Consider the following 15498-nt stretch of genomic DNA (forward strand, 5'->3'; position numbering starts at 1 on the left):
GGTCCGCCGCGTGCCGAACGGCTAGATTCAGGCAGCCGATCTAGTGGACAACGCTGAGCAGGGGGACAGCCTCATGGTGTACGTCATGTTGAAGAGTGACTGGACCGACGGTAACGGAGTCACCCACCCCGCCGGTGACTCGGTGGACGTGGACGCCGCCACCCTCGCGCTCCTGCAGGCGCAGGGCATCGTCGGCGAGGTGCCGGGGTCGGGCAAGGACGGCACCGACTGGGCCGGTCCGGGCGGTACGGACTGGGCCGGTCCGGGCAGCACCAAGCCCTGACCTGGACGGGTGCAACGGGCGGGGCCGGGGACGATCGTCCCCGGCCCCGCCCGTTTGTCGTGCCCGCGTCGTCGCGCTGGGTCAGCGGTCGCTCATGCCCGCCCGGCGGCGCAACGCCGGCACGTCGGTGACGACGATCCGCCGACCCTCGGTACGCAGCCAGCCCCGGTTGGCGAACGACCCGATCGCCTGGTTGACGCTCTGTCGCGAGCCACCGGCCATCTCGGCGAGCTGGCTCTGGTTCAGCTCGATGGTGATCATCGGAGCCTGACTCTCCCCGGCGAGCCGGACCAGCGTCTTGGCGACCCGACCGGGCAGGTCGAGGAAGACGTGGTCGGCGTTCTGCTCGGTGAGCCGGCGGATGAGCGCGCCCAACGAGCGCATCACCGCGTCCAGGATCCGCGGGTTGGAGTGCACCAGCTCCATGAAGGCGCCCCGGGACAGGGCGAGGGCGGTGCAGTCCTCGATCGCCTCCGCCGAGGCGGACCGGGTGGAGGCGTCCAACAACGACACCTCACCGAGGACGTCCGGCGGTCGGATCACCGACAGCACGGCCCGTTCGCCGGTCGGCGCGGTGCGGAACACGGCCACGGCACCCCGTCGCAGCACGATCAGTGACTCGCCGGGGTCGTTCTCCACGAACAGCAACTGACCCTTGCGGTACGTCCGGGGCACCGCAGCGGCGATGACCCGCTGACGCACCTCCGGCTCCAGCCCGGCGAACATCTCCACACCCGTGAGCGCGTCGCCCGGCTCCGGCAGGCGCATCTCCACGGCCCCACCCCTCCCCGGTAAAGGACCCAACTCGCTCACCGGGTGAGCCTGGCGGCCCCTGACGAGGTGGTCTGACACCCGTGCGGCGTCCGGCAGCGGTACACATCAGATCATGACGGTCCGGTCGCTTGCTGTACACCCCTCAAATCACTTCCGTGACAGCTTCGAGCTGCGGATGTCTCCCAATCGGGACGATTGGAAACGCTCCCGGCGTGGGAGACCCGGCGTAACGGCCCCGTCGGGCGTCGGCGAGGATGGCGAGGATGGCCTACCGCTACTTCTACGACTGCGAATTCATCGAGGACGGCCGGACCGTCGAGCTGGTCTCGATCGGCGTCGTCGACGAGTACGACCGCGAGTTCTTTGCGGTCTCCACCGAGTTCGACGCCAGCCGCGCCGTGCCCTGGGTACGCCGCAACGTGTTGGACAAGCTGCCGTCCCCGGCGGACCGGGCGTGGCGTTCGCGGGAGCGCATCCGCGACGAGCTGTACGACTTCCTGGTCGAGCCGATCCGGGACCGACCCGGCGAGGAGCTGGAGCTGTGGGCCTGGTACGCCGCGTACGACCACGTGGCGCTGGCGCAGCTCTGGGGTGCGATGCCGGCCCTGCCCCGGGAGATCCCCCGCTACACCAAGGAGCTGCGCCAGCTCTGGGAGGAGCGGGGGCGGCCACGGCTGCCGAACGCCGACGCGGCCCGCCACGACGCCCTGGTCGACGCCCGGCACAACCTGGCCCGGTGGCGGGCGATCACCGGTTCCTAGCGCCGGTGTCCCCGCGGTGCGGTCGATCGGTGGTTTGACCCGTTCTGCCCCGGGCATCGGTGTGGCCAACGGTGCCGAGGCGAGGGAGCGTGACGAGGTGTTGACCGTCCGGGACGCCCGGCACCGGATCACCGAGTTGATCAGGGCAGTCGGTGTCGGCACGCTCACCACGACCTCCCTCGACGGCCGGTTGGTCGGCCGTCCGATGGTCCTGCAACGCGCGGACTTCGACGGCGAGCTGTGGTTCTTCGCGTACGCCGGGTCGTCGACCGTCCGCCAGTTGCGGGTCAACGCGGAGGTCGAGGTGGGCCTCCACGACCCGGACGGGCAGGTCTGGGCGTCGATGTCCGGTACCGCCCGGGACGACTACGACCGGACGCGGGCCGAGCGGCTGTGGCACCCAGGGTTGGCCGGGTGGTTCCCGGACGGAGTGGCGACGAGCGGATTGACGCTGGTCGCGGTGCACGTCACCGCGGCCCGGTGCTGGGCCGCCGGGGACGGCCGCCCGGTGGCCCTGCTGGGGCGGGGCGGCTCGGCCCCGGGCGGTGGCCCGGCGTCCACCGGCGACGACGGCTACTGACTGGTAACCGGGGCGCGGTGTGAGGTGGGCCGGTACGGCGACTACAGTTCGGAGGGACGGCCCGCCCCGGGCCGGCAACGGTGCCGAGGTCTGACCTGACACTTATCCTGGGGCTTGATCGGGCTTGACCGAATTGCTCCCAGGAGGATGAGCGGATCATGCGTATCGGCGTGCTCACCGGCGGCGGCGACTGCCCGGGTCTCAACGCGGTCATCCGGGCGGTGGTCCGTAAGGGCGTCGCCAGCTACGGCCATGAGTTCGTAGGGTTCCGGGACGGCTGGAAGGGCCCGCTGGAGGGTCTGTCCCGTCCGCTGGGCATCGCGGAGGTCCGGGGGATCCTGCCGCGCGGCGGCACCATCCTCGGCTCCTCGCGGACCAACCCCTTCAAGATCGAGAACGGCGTCGAGCGGATCAAGGAGAACCTGGCCGCACAGGGCGTCGACGCGCTGATCGCCATCGGCGGCGAGGACACCCTCGGTGTCGCCACCAAGCTGCACGAGCTGGACGTCAAGGTCATCGGCGTGCCGAAGACCATCGACAACGACCTCGGCGCCACCGACTACACCTTCGGCTTCGACACCGCGGTGAACATCGCGATGGAGGCGATCGACCGGCTGCACACCACCGCCGAGAGCCACCACCGCACCCTGGTCGTCGAGGTGATGGGCCGGCACGCCGGCTGGATCGCCCTGCACGCCGGCCTGGCCGGTGGCGCCAACGTGATCCTGCTGCCGGAGCGGCAGTTCGACGTCGAGCAGGTCGCCGGCTACGTCGAGAAGCGCTTCCAGCACCAGTACGCCCCGATCGTCGTGGTCGCCGAGGGCGCCCAGCCGCTGGAGGGCCAGATGGTCCTGCAGAACCAGGAGCTGGACTCGTTCGGTCACGTCCGGCTCGGCGGCATCGGCCAGTGGCTGGCCGAGCAGCTGGAGGCCAAGACCGGCAAGGAGGCCCGCACCGTCGTGCTCGGGCACATCCAGCGCGGCGGCACCCCGACCGCGTTCGACCGGGTGCTCGCCACCCGGCTCGGCCTGCAGGCGATCGACGCCGTGCACGAGGGCGACTGGGGCAAGATGGTCGCGATGCAGAGCACGGACATCGTCCGCGTCCCGCTCGCCGACGCCACCCGCGAGCTGAAGACCGTTCCGCTGGAGCGGTACGCCGAGGCCGAGGTCTTCTTCGGCAGCTGATCGTCGTCCCGACGTCGCGGCGGGCTGTCCGGCCCGCCGCGACGCCGGTACCCGAAGGGGGTACGTCAGGTGTCAGCCGGGGTGCACACCGTCGCGGTGATCGGCGCGGGCAAGATCGGCGAGCTGATGCTCTCCGGCCTGCTGCGGTCCGGCTGGCCGGTGGACCGGCTGCTGGCCACCGCCCGCCGACCGGCACGCGCCGAGGAGATCGCCGCCCGTTACGGCGTCCGGGTGGTGGACAACCTCACCGCCGTCGACGAGGCCGACGTGCTCGCCGTCTCGGTCAAGCCGCAGGACGCCGCCGCCCTGCTGGACGAGATCGGGCCCAAGGTGCCCGCCGACAAGCTGGTCATCTCGCTCTGCGCGGGCCTGCCCAGCAGCTTCTTCAGCCGCCGACTGCCCGAGGGCACCCCGGTGGTCCGGGTGATGACCAACACCCCGGCCCTGGTGGACCAGGCGATGACCGCCATCTCCGCCGGAGCGCACGCCACCGGCACGCACCTGGCGCTGGCCGAGGAGATGTTCAAGCCGCTCGGCGCGACGATTCGGGTCCCCGAGACCCAGCAGGACGCCGTCACCGCGCTCTCCGGCTCCGGCCCGGCGTACTTCTATCTGCTGGTCGAGGCGATGACCGACGCCGGTATCCTGCTCGGCCTGCCCCGGCAGGTGGCGCACGACCTGATCGTGCAGACCGCGATCGGCTCGGCGGTGATGCTGCGCGACTCCGGCGAGCATCCCGTGAAGCTGCGCGAGGCGGTCACCTCACCCGCCGGCACCACCATCTCCGCCATCCGCGAGCTGGAGAACCACGGCGTACGCGCGGCGCTGCTGGCCGCCCTCGAAGCAGCCCGCGACCGGGCCCGCGAGCTGGCCGCCCAGGCCGAGTGAACGGCGCCGCCGGTACGCGGTGACGACGCCCCGGCGGCGCAGGTCGGCAGCGGGCTCCGTGCGGCGACCGGCGTGCCGCATACTGTCGCGGTGTTCACACTCGCCCAGGCCCGGCACCTGGTAGCCACCCTGCGTCCCCGCATCGACGAGCTGATCCGGGTCCGGGCCGACCTGGCCGAGTTGCAGACCGACCTGGCCAGCCACGGGCTGAGCGCACTCGGCGGGCGCGCCGAGGTGAAGGCGCTGGAGGCCCGGCTGCACGCCACCCTCGACGACATCCGGCAGCACGGCATCGAGATCAAGAGCCTCGCGCCGGTGCTGCTCGACTTCCCCGGCGAACGGGACGGCCGTCAGGTGCTCTGGTGCTGGCTGGAAGGGGACAGCGACGTGCGCTGGTACCACCGCGCCGACTGTGGCTTCGCCGGCCGCCGCCCACTCTGATGCTGGCCGACAGGCGGGTGCGCGCACGGTCGGCCCGAGACCGGTCATCCGCCGGTCGACTGATCGGTCGGTGGCCGCACCAGGGCGTCACCGGCCGGTGACAAGGTGCTGGAAACGGTGCCTGCTGGTGTGTGCGCTGGGGAGGCCGTTGCCCGAGGTGGGACCAGAGGCGTCTGCCGTAGCTCGCGCATGTGCCTACCCGACGGCCGGCACAGCGAGGACGTCCTGATCGAGTACCTGGTGGGGCAGGGCTCCAACTACGACGACCTGGTGGACACCGGCAAGTCGGATCTGCGGGAGCTGGTCAAGTCCCGCCAACCCTGATCGGCCCGGTGGCCCGTTCGCTGGCGGACAGTGACTGGGTCACCGGTGACGGGGCCAACGGTGACCGGGCCACCGGTGGGGGGTGCCTCCGCGCGGGCCGCTCTGCGCTGGTGGAGCCACGCCAGGACCGCCAGGGCGACGGTGAGCGCCAAGGCCACACGCAACGCGGTCATGATCGATTGTGGGCCTGCCCCGTACAGCAACGCGCACTGCGCGAGGCCCACGGCGAACACGGCGCGGGCCGTGCCGCGCGACCGCAGCGCCCACCGTTCGGCGGCACCCAAGGCCGCGCCGAGCAGCAACGCGATGAGCAGCATCCCCGCCGGGCCGTAGTAGGCGATGACCGTGCCGAGGATCGTGGGCAACCAGTCGATCCGCTGGCTCAGGCCGTGATCGCGGGCCAGGTACGCCTCCTCCGAACGCTCCTCCAAGCTGCGGCCGGTGACCTTACCGGGCGCGAGGAAGCTCGGCACCATCATCGCGACGTTGTTGCCGACCGTCACCATCCCGGAGGTCGGTCCGGATCCGCGCAGCGACGCGTAGATCTGCGCACCCCATGTGTTGCCGTCGAACCGGTACACGATGTCGTCGAGCAGCACGTCACGGGTGTCGGGCTTGTGCAGGGCGGCGGCACCGTCGATCAGCGCCTCTACCCGTGCCCCGCTGCCCTGGTCGGCGTGGAACACCTCCCTGCCCGCGACGGCCCGGGTGGACGAGATCACGGCGATCGTGACGGCGACGAGCGCGGTCAACGCGGCCACCTGCCGCCTGCTCGGCCGTAGGCCGTGCACGGCCGCGCCGACGAGCGTCAGGATCGCCGCGAAAACGATCATCGAGCGGGTTCCGGCGAGTACCAGCACCAGCGCCTGGACCGCCAGCGTCGGCAGCAGCCAGCGCATGCCCCACCGCACCAGCACCACCGCTGCGGTGATGCCGATGAGCGGCACCACGAGCCCGCCGGCCAAGCCGACCATGAGGCCCTGCGCCTCGGGTGCCTCTTCGGCGGCGAGCGGCGACAGTGGCTGCAACGCGCCCTTGCCCTGCCAGGTGGCGACCAGCAGCGGCAGCAGCAGCGCGAGTAGCCAAGGCAGCGGCACCCCCGCCAGCCCGAGACCTGGGGCGGCGTGCGCGGGTGTCCTGCGGCGTTGCGGCTGCAACACGACGAAGACGTACATGATCGCGTAACAGGCGATGCCGCCCGACACGAGCAGCACCCAGTCGTCCAACGCCGCCTGGCTGGAGAAGTGCCCTCGGAAGAAGTTTCGGCCCGGCCAGGCGAACTGCACCAGCTCGGTGACGCCGTGGAACGCGACCGCCGCCACCAGCATCAGCGCCGCCGGCCGGCGAAGCCACTTCCCCCTGATCGCCCAGTGGACTCCGGCGAGGGCTGCGGCCTGGATCAGGAGTCCCGTGATCACGGACACCGTCATCGGGTGCGCTCCGTCCAGGGCTGCCCAGCGGCAAGGGAGCAGGCAGAGATCAGCCCCCACACGCCGCCCACTCCCTGCCCAACGCCCCAGACGCGAGGAGGTCACCCCGTGGCCGCGAGCCCCAGCACGTCACCCTGGTCGCCAACATGGAGAGGATGGAAGTCGGGCAGCTGTTCGGTGGCTGTGTGTGCCGGCGTGGGCGTCGCTCGCCGGATGCCGGGTCGCCCGATTCGCCTACCGGTTTTCCGCGGAGGTGGCCGACAGCCGGTAGGGCTGCCCCTTCGCTGTCGGCTGATTCGGCAGCTCTCTCGGATCGGGCGTTGTCCGGGTCTCTGCCGGTAGGTGATGTGCGACGGGCGACTCCGGACGATGCCCGGCAACCGGTCCGACTATGGTCACCCTACGGTCTCGGATCCGATCGTAGGTCACGAAGACGTCTTCGAGGTGACGACCGATACGGCGTACCGTCGTCGGGGTTCTCGTCGGCATGCAGCTTGGCCTCCGGACCACACGGACCGTCGCGACGCAACGAGTGGAGGCACCTCGATGTTCGCCATCACCCTGACCGGGGACGCGCAACTGCGTCCGCTCGATCCGTGGCACGCCGAGGAGTTCCTGGCCAACCTCGACCGGGCCCGGGAGCACATCGCACCCTGGGTGGGGCCGTCCTTCGTGGCGAGCGACCTGGACGGTGCGCGGCAGGTGTTGCAGCGCTACGCGGACCGGTGGGCCCGGGACAGCGGCGGGATCTGGGGCATCTGGCTCGGTGACCGGCTGGTCGGCGGGGTGCTGTTGGTGTCGTTCGACGCGGCGACCGGGGTCTGCGAGGCGGGCTGCTGGCTGGAACCGGCGGCCGAGGGGCGTGGCCTGGTGACTCGCGCGGTCGAACGCATCATCGACTGGGCGCTGGTCGAGCGTGGCCTGCACCGGGTCGAGTGGCGCACCAACGCCGGCAACGTCCGCAGTATCGCGGTGGCCCGTCGGCTCGGGATGCGGCGCGACGGCGTACTCCGGGAGGTGTTGTCCCGCCCGGGCGGGCGGGTCGACCTGGAGGTCTGGTCGGTGCTGGCGCCGGAGTGGCGGGCCCGCCGCGAGGGCGCGGCGGCCGGCGACGGTTGAACCTGGAGCCGGGGTCGCCACCCGCGCCGGCGGCCGAACGGGGGCTGACGGGTCAGCCGGCCTCGGCCAGCGCCGCCCGCAGCTTGTCGGCGTCGCCGGGGGCCTCCTGCTGCCAGTTGGCCGGGTCGGCGGAATAGACCGTGCCGTAGGCCGGGGTGTCCGGCTGGAATCGCCAGCTCTCGGCGAGGGCGCCGGCGTCCACCGCGTCGTAGCCGATGCGGTCGAGGAACGCGGTGACGACGGCCTTGGCCTCGGCGTCGTCCCCGGCGATCGGCAGTGCGCTGCGGTCGGCCGCGCCGGCCGGTCGGGCCAGCGAGGACAGGTGCCTGAAGTGGATGTTGTTGAACGCCTTCACCACGCGCGCCTCGGGCAGGTGACGTTGCAGCAGCTCGCTGCTGGTGGCGGTGCCCTCGTCCAGCTCGGGGAACCGGCCGTCCCGCTGCGGGTAGTAGTTGTTGGTGTCGATGACGACCTTGCCGGCCAACGGCGCGACCGGCACCGACCGGTACGCCTTGAGCGGGATGGTGACCACCACCAGGTCACCGGCCTCGGCGGCGGCGTCGGCGGTGCCCGCGCTGGCGCTCGGGCCCAGCTCGTCGACCAGGTCGGCGAGCGTCTCCGGCCCGCGCGAGTTGCTCACCACCACCTCGTACCCGGCGGCCACCGCCAGCCGTGCCACGGCGCTCCCGATGTGCCCGCTCCCGATGAGCCCCACGACCGACACGTCCACCCCTTTCGCCCCACGCCGACCCGTCACGTCCGAACCTACCCCCGCCGCAGGCCACCGACCCCGGGTTCGCGCCGGATCCGGTCCACCTCGCCGATCATGGACTCGTGGCGCACCCGAACCGGCATTTTTTGGGGCAAAACTCCTGCCGCAACTCCATGATCGCCGGGCCTGAGTGTGTGACTGTGCACGCGGATGCTTGCCCCGTCCAGGCGCAAGCATCCCGCCCAGACGCCGACCCCCGCGTTGATCAAGAAGTTTGGTCACGGAAGGGGCAGGTCTGAGCGTGCAAACTCCTTGGTCAACTCCGGTGACGCACACCGTCGGGGGTGGGGGATGGCGGGTTAGGGGGTGGGGAGGGTCTTCTCGACGGTGGCGCGCAGGGTCGGGTCGTCGGGGGTGACGGTGGGGGCGAACCGGGCGGCGACGGTGCCGTCCGGGGCGACCAGGAACTTCTCGAAGTTCCAGCGGACGTCGCCGGTGTGGCCGTCGGCGTCGGGGGTCTGCACCAGAGCGGCGTAGAGCGGGTGGCGGTCCGGACCGTTGACGTCGACCTTCTCCGTCAGCGGGAAGCTCACCCCGTAGTTGACCTGGCAGAACTCGCTGATCTCGGCGGCGCTGCCCGGTTCCTGGCCGGCGAACTGGTTGCACGGCACACCGAGCACCACCAGGCCCCGGTCGGCGTACTCGTCCTGGAGTTCCTGAAGGCCGGTGTACTGCGGGGTGAGGCCGCAGCGGGATGCCACGTTGACCACCAGCAGCGACTGGCCACGGTACTGGGAGAGGTCGGCGGTGCCGCCGGTGAGCGCGCCGATCGGGATGTCGAAGACGGTCATGACGGCGAGGCTACCGCCGCATGGTCCGGCTGCCCGGAGCGCCGCGCGGTGATCTACCCCTCGGTAACCGGTGGTCGGCCGACGGCTGGTGCGGCGCGGCTCGCGGAAGCCGGAGCAGGCATCGGCGGTGTGCTACAGCAACCGACGCACGGCCGCCGCCGGTGGCGGGACCACATGGGCCCCACCACCGGCGGCGGATCACTCAGTGTCGATTCGTCAGGAGGCGGCGGGTTCGAGCGTGCCGGCGTAGTCCGGGTTGGCCTTCAGCCACTCCTCGACGGCCTTCTCCTCGTCGTCCTGGTGCACGTTGAACATCAGGTCTTCCAGCGAGCCGAGCTGCTGGGTGTCCATCTTGAACTTCTTCAGCATCTCGGCGGCCTCGGGGAAGTCCGCGCTGAAGCCCTCACGGGCCAGGGTGTTGATCTCCTCGGTGCCGCCCAGCGTGCCCTTCGGGTCCGCCAGGTCCTTCAGCTGGTAGTTCGCGTAGGCCCAGTGCGGGTGCCACAGGGTCACCACGATCGGCTTCTGGTCCTTGATCGCGCCGTCCAGCGCGGCCAGCATGGCCGGGGTCGACGAGGTCTTCAGGCTCAGCTTGCCGGTCAGACCGTACTCCGGGATGACCTTGTCCTGGGTGGCGGCGGTCAGGCCGGCGCCCGGCTCGATGCCGATGATCTCGCCGTTGAAGGTGTCGGCCTTGTCGGCCAGGTCCTCCAGCGAGTTGACGTCGCTGACGTACTCGGGCACGGCGATGCTCAGGCGGGCGTCGTCGTACCAGACGCCGAGCTTCTCGAGCTTGTCGCCGTACTCCTTCATGTAGTCGGCGTGCGTCTGCGGCAGCCAGCTGTCGAGGAAGAGGTCGATGTCGCCCGTCGACAGGCCCTGGTAGACGATGCCCGCCTCGACGTTCTTGAGCTCGACCTCGTAGCCCTTCTCCTCCAGCAGGTTCTTCCAGAGGTACGAGGCGGCGATGGCCTCGTCCCAGGACATGTAGCCGATGGTGATCTTCTTGTTGTCACCGCCGGCAGAATCGTCGGAGTTGCCGCAGGCGGCGGCGCCGGTCAACGCCAGGGCGGCGGTGGCCGCCAGCGCGACCCGGCGCACCAGTTTACTGCTCCACATGTGGGATTCCTTCCCTCGTTGCTGTGCACCGGCGGAACTCGCGGTAGCGAGGCAGGGCACCGGCAACGGGACTTCCCTGCGTGGGTCAGGACGGGGGATCAGGCTCGTTGCATGGCGCGTTGCGCCTTCGCGGACGCGGTACGCGCGCCGATCGAATCGGTGAGGCGGTCGAGCACCACCGCCAGGATCACCACGGCGATGCCGCCCTCGAAGCCCGCGCCGACCTGAACCCGGGCGAGTGCCGTCATGATGACCTCACCGAGGCCACCGGCACCGACCATGCCGGCGATGACGACCATCGACAGCGCCAGCATGATGACCTGGTTGACGCCGGTCATGATGGTGGGCAGGGCCAGTGGCAGTTTGGTGCGCAGCAGGATTTTCCACGGCGAGGCGCCGAACGCCTCGCCGGCCTCGATGACCTCGCGGTCGACCTGGCGCAGGCCCAACTCGGTCAGGCGTACGCCGGGCGGCATGCTGAACACCACGGTGGCCAGCACGCCGGGCACGGCGCCGACACCGAAGTAGAAGATGGCCGGGATCAGGTAGACGAATGCGGGCATCGTCTGCATCAGGTCGAGGACCGGTCGGACGATCGCCGAGGCGCGGCGGTTCTCCGCGATGAAGATGCCCGTCGGTACGGCGAGCAGCAGGGCGAGTCCGCTGGCCACCAGGACCAGCGCCAGGGTGCTCATGGTCTGGTTCCAGATCGGCATCCCGGCGACCATGCCGAGTCCGAGTGCGGTGCCGAGGCCGAACTTCCAGCTCCGCAGCCACCAGCCGAGGCCGGCGAAGATCAGCACCATGACGATCGCCGGTGGTGCCGTCAGTAGGTCAACCAGCGGCTCGACCAGCGCGTCGACGGTGGCGGCGATGCCGTCGAAGACAGCGGACAGATGCTCCCTCGACCAGTCGACGGCGCTTTTGAACGCGTCGCCGATCCGGATATACGGCAGCATGTCGTCGAGACCGTCGGCGCGGTTCACGCGGATCCTCCCGTGAGGCGGACCGATGGCTCGGCAACCACCTGGACCGGTACCTGCGGTGCGGTGTCGCTTCCGGGCGGCGTCGTGTCGGCCGTTCCGCCCGCCTGGACCGCGTCGGCGGTCGGCGTCGTTCCGGCGGGCTCCGGCGTGGCGGTCTGTTCGCCGAGGTCAGCGCTGATGCTGCCCAGGGCGCTCAGCAGCGTGACCCGTGGGATCACGCCGGCGAGCCGCCCGGTCGCGTCGACCACGGCGACGGGCGCCGGGCTCTCGGCGCAGGGCGCGAAGATGTCGGCCACCGGCGTCGTGTCGTCGACCATTCGGGCGTACTCGGTCGACACGATCTCCTGGAGGTTGGTCATTCCGTCCCGGACCGCCCGGGTGGCGTCGTCGGCGGTCACGGTGCCCAGGTACCGCTTGTCGCGGCCGGTGATGTAGACGGCTGACGTCTGGGTCTCGCGCAGCACGCGGGCGGCCACCCGCGGGCCGGAGTTCACGTCCACGACGCCGAGCGGCCGCTCCATGACCGCCGCCGCGGTGAGGATCCTGGTCCGGTCGACATCGGCGACGAACTGGGCGACGTAGTCGTTGGACGGGTCGGTGAGGATCTCCTCGGCGGTGCCGATCTGGACGATCCGGCCGGCTCGCATGACCGCGATCCGGTCGCCGAGGCGCATCGCCTCGTTGAGGTCGTGCGTGATGAACACGATCGTCTTGCCGAGCTCGGCCTGTAGTTCGAGGAGCTGGTCCTGCACCTCGCGGCGGATGAGCGGATCGAGCGCGGAGAAGGCCTCGTCCATCAGCATGATGTCGGTGCCGGCGGCGAGCGCGCGGGCCAGGCCGACCCGCTGGCGCATGCCGCCGGACAGTTCCTGCGGCAGCTTGTCCGCCCACTTGTCCAGGTCGACCATCCGGAGCGCCTGCAGCGCCTTCTCCCGGCGCTCGGCGCGGGGCATGCCCGCGACCTCCAGCGCGTAGCCGGCGTTGTCCAGCACCGACCGGTGCGGCTGGAGCGCGAAGTGTTGGAAGACCATGCTGATCTTCTCGCGGCGCAGCTTGCGCAGCGCGGCGGGCTTGAGCGTGGTGATGTCGACCCCGTCGACCTCCACCGTGCCGTGCGTGGCGGGCAGCAGCCCGTTGAGCATCCGGATCAGGGTGGACTTCCCCGAGCCGGACAGGCCCATGACCACGAAGATCTCGCCGCGTCTGACCTCGAAGTTCGCGTCGACGACCGCAGCCGTGACCGGTAGCCCCGCCAGCTCCTCGTCCCGGCCTGCGCTGTTCCTGAGGATTGCCATCGCCTTGTCGGCGCGGTTCCCGTAGACCTTGTACAGGGAGTTCACTCTGAGTGCGGACACGGTCTCCATTCCAAGGGCTTATGGTACGACGTCATTCTCGGGCGACGTACGCGCATCTATCGATAATCTGTCGTTCCGTGGGCCGGCCGGAGGCAGGACAGTCCCGGGTGAGCGAGACAAGACCCTACCCGAAGAGTTTCCGTTGACGAAAACCTCGTTGCGATCCCGGGCCGGAAGCGGAGCGATTGGAATACGTTGCGGTGTCGGCCATTGCGGACAGTATGGGTGGCAGAAGTGCAGTTCCGGGATGGAGGATCGGGTAACTGGCGGGTACCTCCGATGGTGGATTTTATCGGGCAAAATGGTTTATATCGAGCGTGATGGCGCTCACGGAGCGTAGCCGTAGTGTCCCGATGACTTCTGCTTGTCCGCATGACTCCACGCGCCCTGTGGATCCGGCCGTACCACATTCTCCGTCGATCGGGTTCGCTGCGTCATTGCGTACGGTGAATTCGACCGATGTGGATATTCATGGATTCGACATGGAACCTTCGTGAAACCGAGACGGAATCTCCATGGGATCTATACGGTTCCGGCGGGCCCCGAATTCCTGCGGTTGGCCGCAGGGTCGGCGATCGACAGATGTCGACCGGCATTGATTGAGACTCCGGCGGTGGGGCTCGATGCCGTCGTCGATCCGACGCCAGGCACGGGGATGCCGGGCGCGGCGCTCGCGTGAGGTGATGTGCCCGATTGCGCCCCCACGGGAGGGTGGTCCGGCCGGGCCTGCGGGTGTGTCGCCGGGTGGCGGGGTGCCGGTTCCGCTGCTCGGGGGCGGTGTGCTCCCGGGGGTGGAGCGGGTCCCGATCGCGCCGGGATCGATACATGGACATCTTGACGAAGTGGTGTCGTGTGAGTAGCGTCTCCTCATCCTTTTGGAAAGTTTCCTAACTGTTTGGAGACGCCACATGAAGAGATCGCTCCGCCGGGCCCTCTGGGTCGGCGCCGTGGTCGCGGTGACCGTCGCCACGGTCCCGATGGCCTCGGCGTTCGGCGCCGGAAGCGTGACCACCTCGTTCAGCCGGGTGTCGGACTGGGGGACCGGTCACGAGACGCGGGTCACCGTCACCAACGGCTCGACCGCCACCGTCAGCACCTGGCGCATCGAGTTCGAGCTGCCCTCGGGCACCAGCATCAGCAGCTCCTGGGACGCCGACGTCACCCGCGACGGCAACCGCTACGTGGCCGTCAAGAAGAGCTGGGCCGGTGGGCTGGCCCCGGGCGCCTCCTTCAGCTGGGGCTACAACGGCACCGGTGCGTACCGCGCGCCGTTGAACTGCACGGTCAACGGCGTGGCCTGCGGCGGCGGTACCCCGCCGCCCACCACGACGCCGCCCACCACCACCCCGCCGACCACCGCTCCGCCCACGACTCCGCCGCCCACCACCCCGCCCCCGACCACGCCGCCGCCGAGCGGCCAGAAGGTGGTCGGTTACTTCACCCAGTGGGGCGTCTACGGACGCAACTACCACGTCAAGAACATCCACACCAGCGGCTCGGCGTCGAAGCTGACCCACATCCTGTACGCGTTCGCCAACACCACCGGCGGCCGGTGCACCATCGGTGACAGCTACGCCGACTACGAGAAGGCGTACACCGCGGCGGAGAGCGTCGACGGCGTCGCCGACACCTGGGACCAGCCGCTGCGGGGCAACTTCAACCAACTGCGCAAGCTCAAGAAGATGTACCCGCACATCAGGGTGATCTTCTCGGTCGGCGGCTGGACCTGGTCCGGCGGCTTCACCCAGGCCGCGCAGAACCCGACCGCCTTCGCGGAGAGCTGCTACAACATGGTCGAGGACCCGCGTTGGGCGGACGTCTTCGACGGCATCGACATCGACTGGGAGTACCCCAACGCCTGCGGCCTGACCTGTGACGCCAGCGGCCCGAACGCGTTCAAGAACGTGGTCAGCGCGCTGCGTACCCGGTTCGGTTCCTCGGCGCTGGTGACCGCCGCGATCACCGCGGACGGCAGCAACGGCGGCAAGATCGACGCGACCGATTACGCCGGCGCCGCGACCCACCTCAACTGGATCATGCCGATGACGTACGACTACTTCGGCGCCTTCGCCCCGCAGGGCCCCACCGCCCCGCACTCGCCGCTCAACTCGTACACCGGCATCCCGCAGCAGGGCTTCTGGTCGGACGCCGCCATCCAGAAGCTCAAGAGCAAGGGCATCCCCGCCAACAAGCTGCTGCTCGGCATCGGCTTCTATGGCCGGGGCTGGACCGGCGTGACCCAGACGACGCCCGGCGGCACCGCGACCGGGCCCGCCCCCGGCACCTACGAGCAGGGCATCGAGGACTACAAGGTACTCAAGAACACCTGCCCGGCCACCGGCACCGTCGGCGGCACCGCGTACGCCAAGTGCGGCAGCAACTGGTGGAGCTACGACACCCCGTCCACCATCGGCGGCAAGATGACGTACGCGAAGAACCAGGGCCTCGGTGGCGCGTTCTTCTGGGAGCTCTCCGGAGACACCAGCAACGGTGAGCTGATCGGCGCCATCAAGGGCGGTCTCGGCTGAGCCGAAGGCCGACGCATCACCCACACGACGGGGAGGGGCCGCACCGGCCCCTCCCCGTCCGCCTGCCCACCGCGCACCACGCGGGGGGTGCGGGGGTGCGGGGGTGCGGGGGTGCGTGTAAGGAAGGGACCCTTCCTATACAAAAAGCGATAGGAAGGGT

Annotated in this window: 15 protein-coding genes; 8 read left to right on the plus strand and 7 right to left on the minus strand. The window is 70.1% G+C overall.

Going from position 1 to position 15498, the window contains the following annotated elements; translation table 11 throughout:
* Positions 1–85: 85 nt before the first annotated feature.
* Complete coding sequence (locus tag ACIBO1_RS07965) at positions 86–283, plus strand: hypothetical protein (RefSeq protein WP_236146062.1); 198 nt, start codon at positions 86–88, stop codon at positions 281–283.
* An 81-nt stretch (positions 284–364) separates the two neighbouring features.
* On the opposite strand, the gene ACIBO1_RS07970 is transcribed toward ACIBO1_RS07965, so the two are convergent.
* The gene (locus ACIBO1_RS07970; protein ID WP_013735136.1) at positions 365–1057 is read right to left on the minus strand and encodes a Crp/Fnr family transcriptional regulator; all 693 of its coding nucleotides are present in this window, start codon (positions 1055–1057) and stop codon (positions 365–367) included.
* Positions 1058–1320: 263 nt separating this feature from the next.
* Between ACIBO1_RS07970 and ACIBO1_RS07975 the strand changes: the two genes are divergently transcribed.
* The 5 genes from ACIBO1_RS07975 to ACIBO1_RS07995 all read left to right on the plus strand — a co-directional run bounded on the left by ACIBO1_RS07975 (position 1321) and on the right by ACIBO1_RS07995 (position 4914).
* A complete protein-coding gene (locus tag ACIBO1_RS07975) occupies positions 1321–1818 on the plus strand; it encodes a polyadenylate-specific 3'-exoribonuclease AS (RefSeq protein ID WP_396742544.1) in 498 nt (165 codons plus the stop codon).
* A 34-nt stretch (positions 1819–1852) separates the two neighbouring features.
* A complete protein-coding gene (locus ACIBO1_RS07980) occupies positions 1853–2398 on the plus strand; it encodes a pyridoxamine 5'-phosphate oxidase family protein (protein ID WP_396742546.1) in 546 nt (181 codons plus the stop codon).
* A gap of 158 nt (positions 2399–2556) precedes the next feature.
* A complete protein-coding gene (locus ACIBO1_RS07985; protein WP_117228420.1) occupies positions 2557–3585 on the plus strand; it encodes a 6-phosphofructokinase in 1029 nt (342 codons plus the stop codon).
* 69 nt (positions 3586–3654) lie between these two features.
* Positions 3655–4473 carry a pyrroline-5-carboxylate reductase gene (gene proC, locus ACIBO1_RS07990; protein WP_396742548.1) on the plus strand — a complete coding sequence of 273 codons (819 nt, stop codon included), beginning with the start codon at positions 3655–3657 and terminating at the stop codon, positions 4471–4473.
* 90 nt (positions 4474–4563) lie between these two features.
* A complete protein-coding gene (locus ACIBO1_RS07995) occupies positions 4564–4914 on the plus strand; it encodes a DUF2203 domain-containing protein (protein WP_131055753.1) in 351 nt (116 codons plus the stop codon).
* Between the two features lie 257 nt (positions 4915–5171).
* Here the strand turns inward: ACIBO1_RS07995 and ACIBO1_RS08000 are convergent, their stop codons facing one another.
* Positions 5172–6668, minus strand: coding sequence for a hypothetical protein (locus tag ACIBO1_RS08000; RefSeq protein WP_396742551.1), 1497 nt, complete (start codon positions 6666–6668; stop codon positions 5172–5174).
* Positions 6669–7214: 546 nt separating this feature from the next.
* Here ACIBO1_RS08000 and ACIBO1_RS08005 point away from each other — a divergent pair.
* Positions 7215–7787, plus strand: coding sequence for a GNAT family N-acetyltransferase (locus ACIBO1_RS08005; RefSeq protein ID WP_396742553.1), 573 nt, complete (start codon positions 7215–7217; stop codon positions 7785–7787).
* A 52-nt stretch (positions 7788–7839) separates the two neighbouring features.
* On the opposite strand, the gene ACIBO1_RS08010 is transcribed toward ACIBO1_RS08005, so the two are convergent.
* From ACIBO1_RS08010 to ACIBO1_RS08030, 5 genes are all read right to left on the minus strand, one after another.
* Positions 7840–8511, minus strand: coding sequence for an NADPH-dependent F420 reductase (locus tag ACIBO1_RS08010; protein WP_396742555.1), 672 nt, complete (start codon positions 8509–8511; stop codon positions 7840–7842).
* Positions 8512–8858: 347 nt separating this feature from the next.
* Positions 8859–9350 (minus strand): glutathione peroxidase, encoded by a 492-nt coding sequence (locus tag ACIBO1_RS08015; RefSeq protein ID WP_396742557.1) that lies wholly within the window; start codon positions 9348–9350, stop codon positions 8859–8861.
* A gap of 216 nt (positions 9351–9566) precedes the next feature.
* Positions 9567–10469: a glycine betaine ABC transporter substrate-binding protein gene (locus ACIBO1_RS08020; RefSeq protein WP_396742559.1), complete on the minus strand. Its 903-nt coding sequence runs from the start codon at positions 10467–10469 to the stop codon at positions 9567–9569.
* Positions 10470–10567: 98 nt separating this feature from the next.
* The gene (locus ACIBO1_RS08025) at positions 10568–11428 is read right to left on the minus strand and encodes an ABC transporter permease (RefSeq protein WP_396743263.1); all 861 of its coding nucleotides are present in this window, start codon (positions 11426–11428) and stop codon (positions 10568–10570) included.
* A 23-nt stretch (positions 11429–11451) separates the two neighbouring features.
* A complete protein-coding gene (locus ACIBO1_RS08030) occupies positions 11452–12819 on the minus strand; it encodes a betaine/proline/choline family ABC transporter ATP-binding protein (protein ID WP_396742561.1) in 1368 nt (455 codons plus the stop codon).
* 899 nt (positions 12820–13718) lie between these two features.
* Between ACIBO1_RS08030 and ACIBO1_RS08035 the strand changes: the two genes are divergently transcribed.
* A complete protein-coding gene (locus tag ACIBO1_RS08035) occupies positions 13719–15338 on the plus strand; it encodes a glycosyl hydrolase family 18 protein (protein WP_396742563.1) in 1620 nt (539 codons plus the stop codon).
* The last annotated feature ends 160 nt before the right edge of the window (positions 15339–15498 follow it).

The sequence above is a fragment of the Micromonospora sp. NPDC049903 genome, from assembly GCF_044460945.1.
Taxonomy (GTDB): Bacteria; Actinomycetota; Actinomycetes; order Mycobacteriales; family Micromonosporaceae; genus Micromonospora.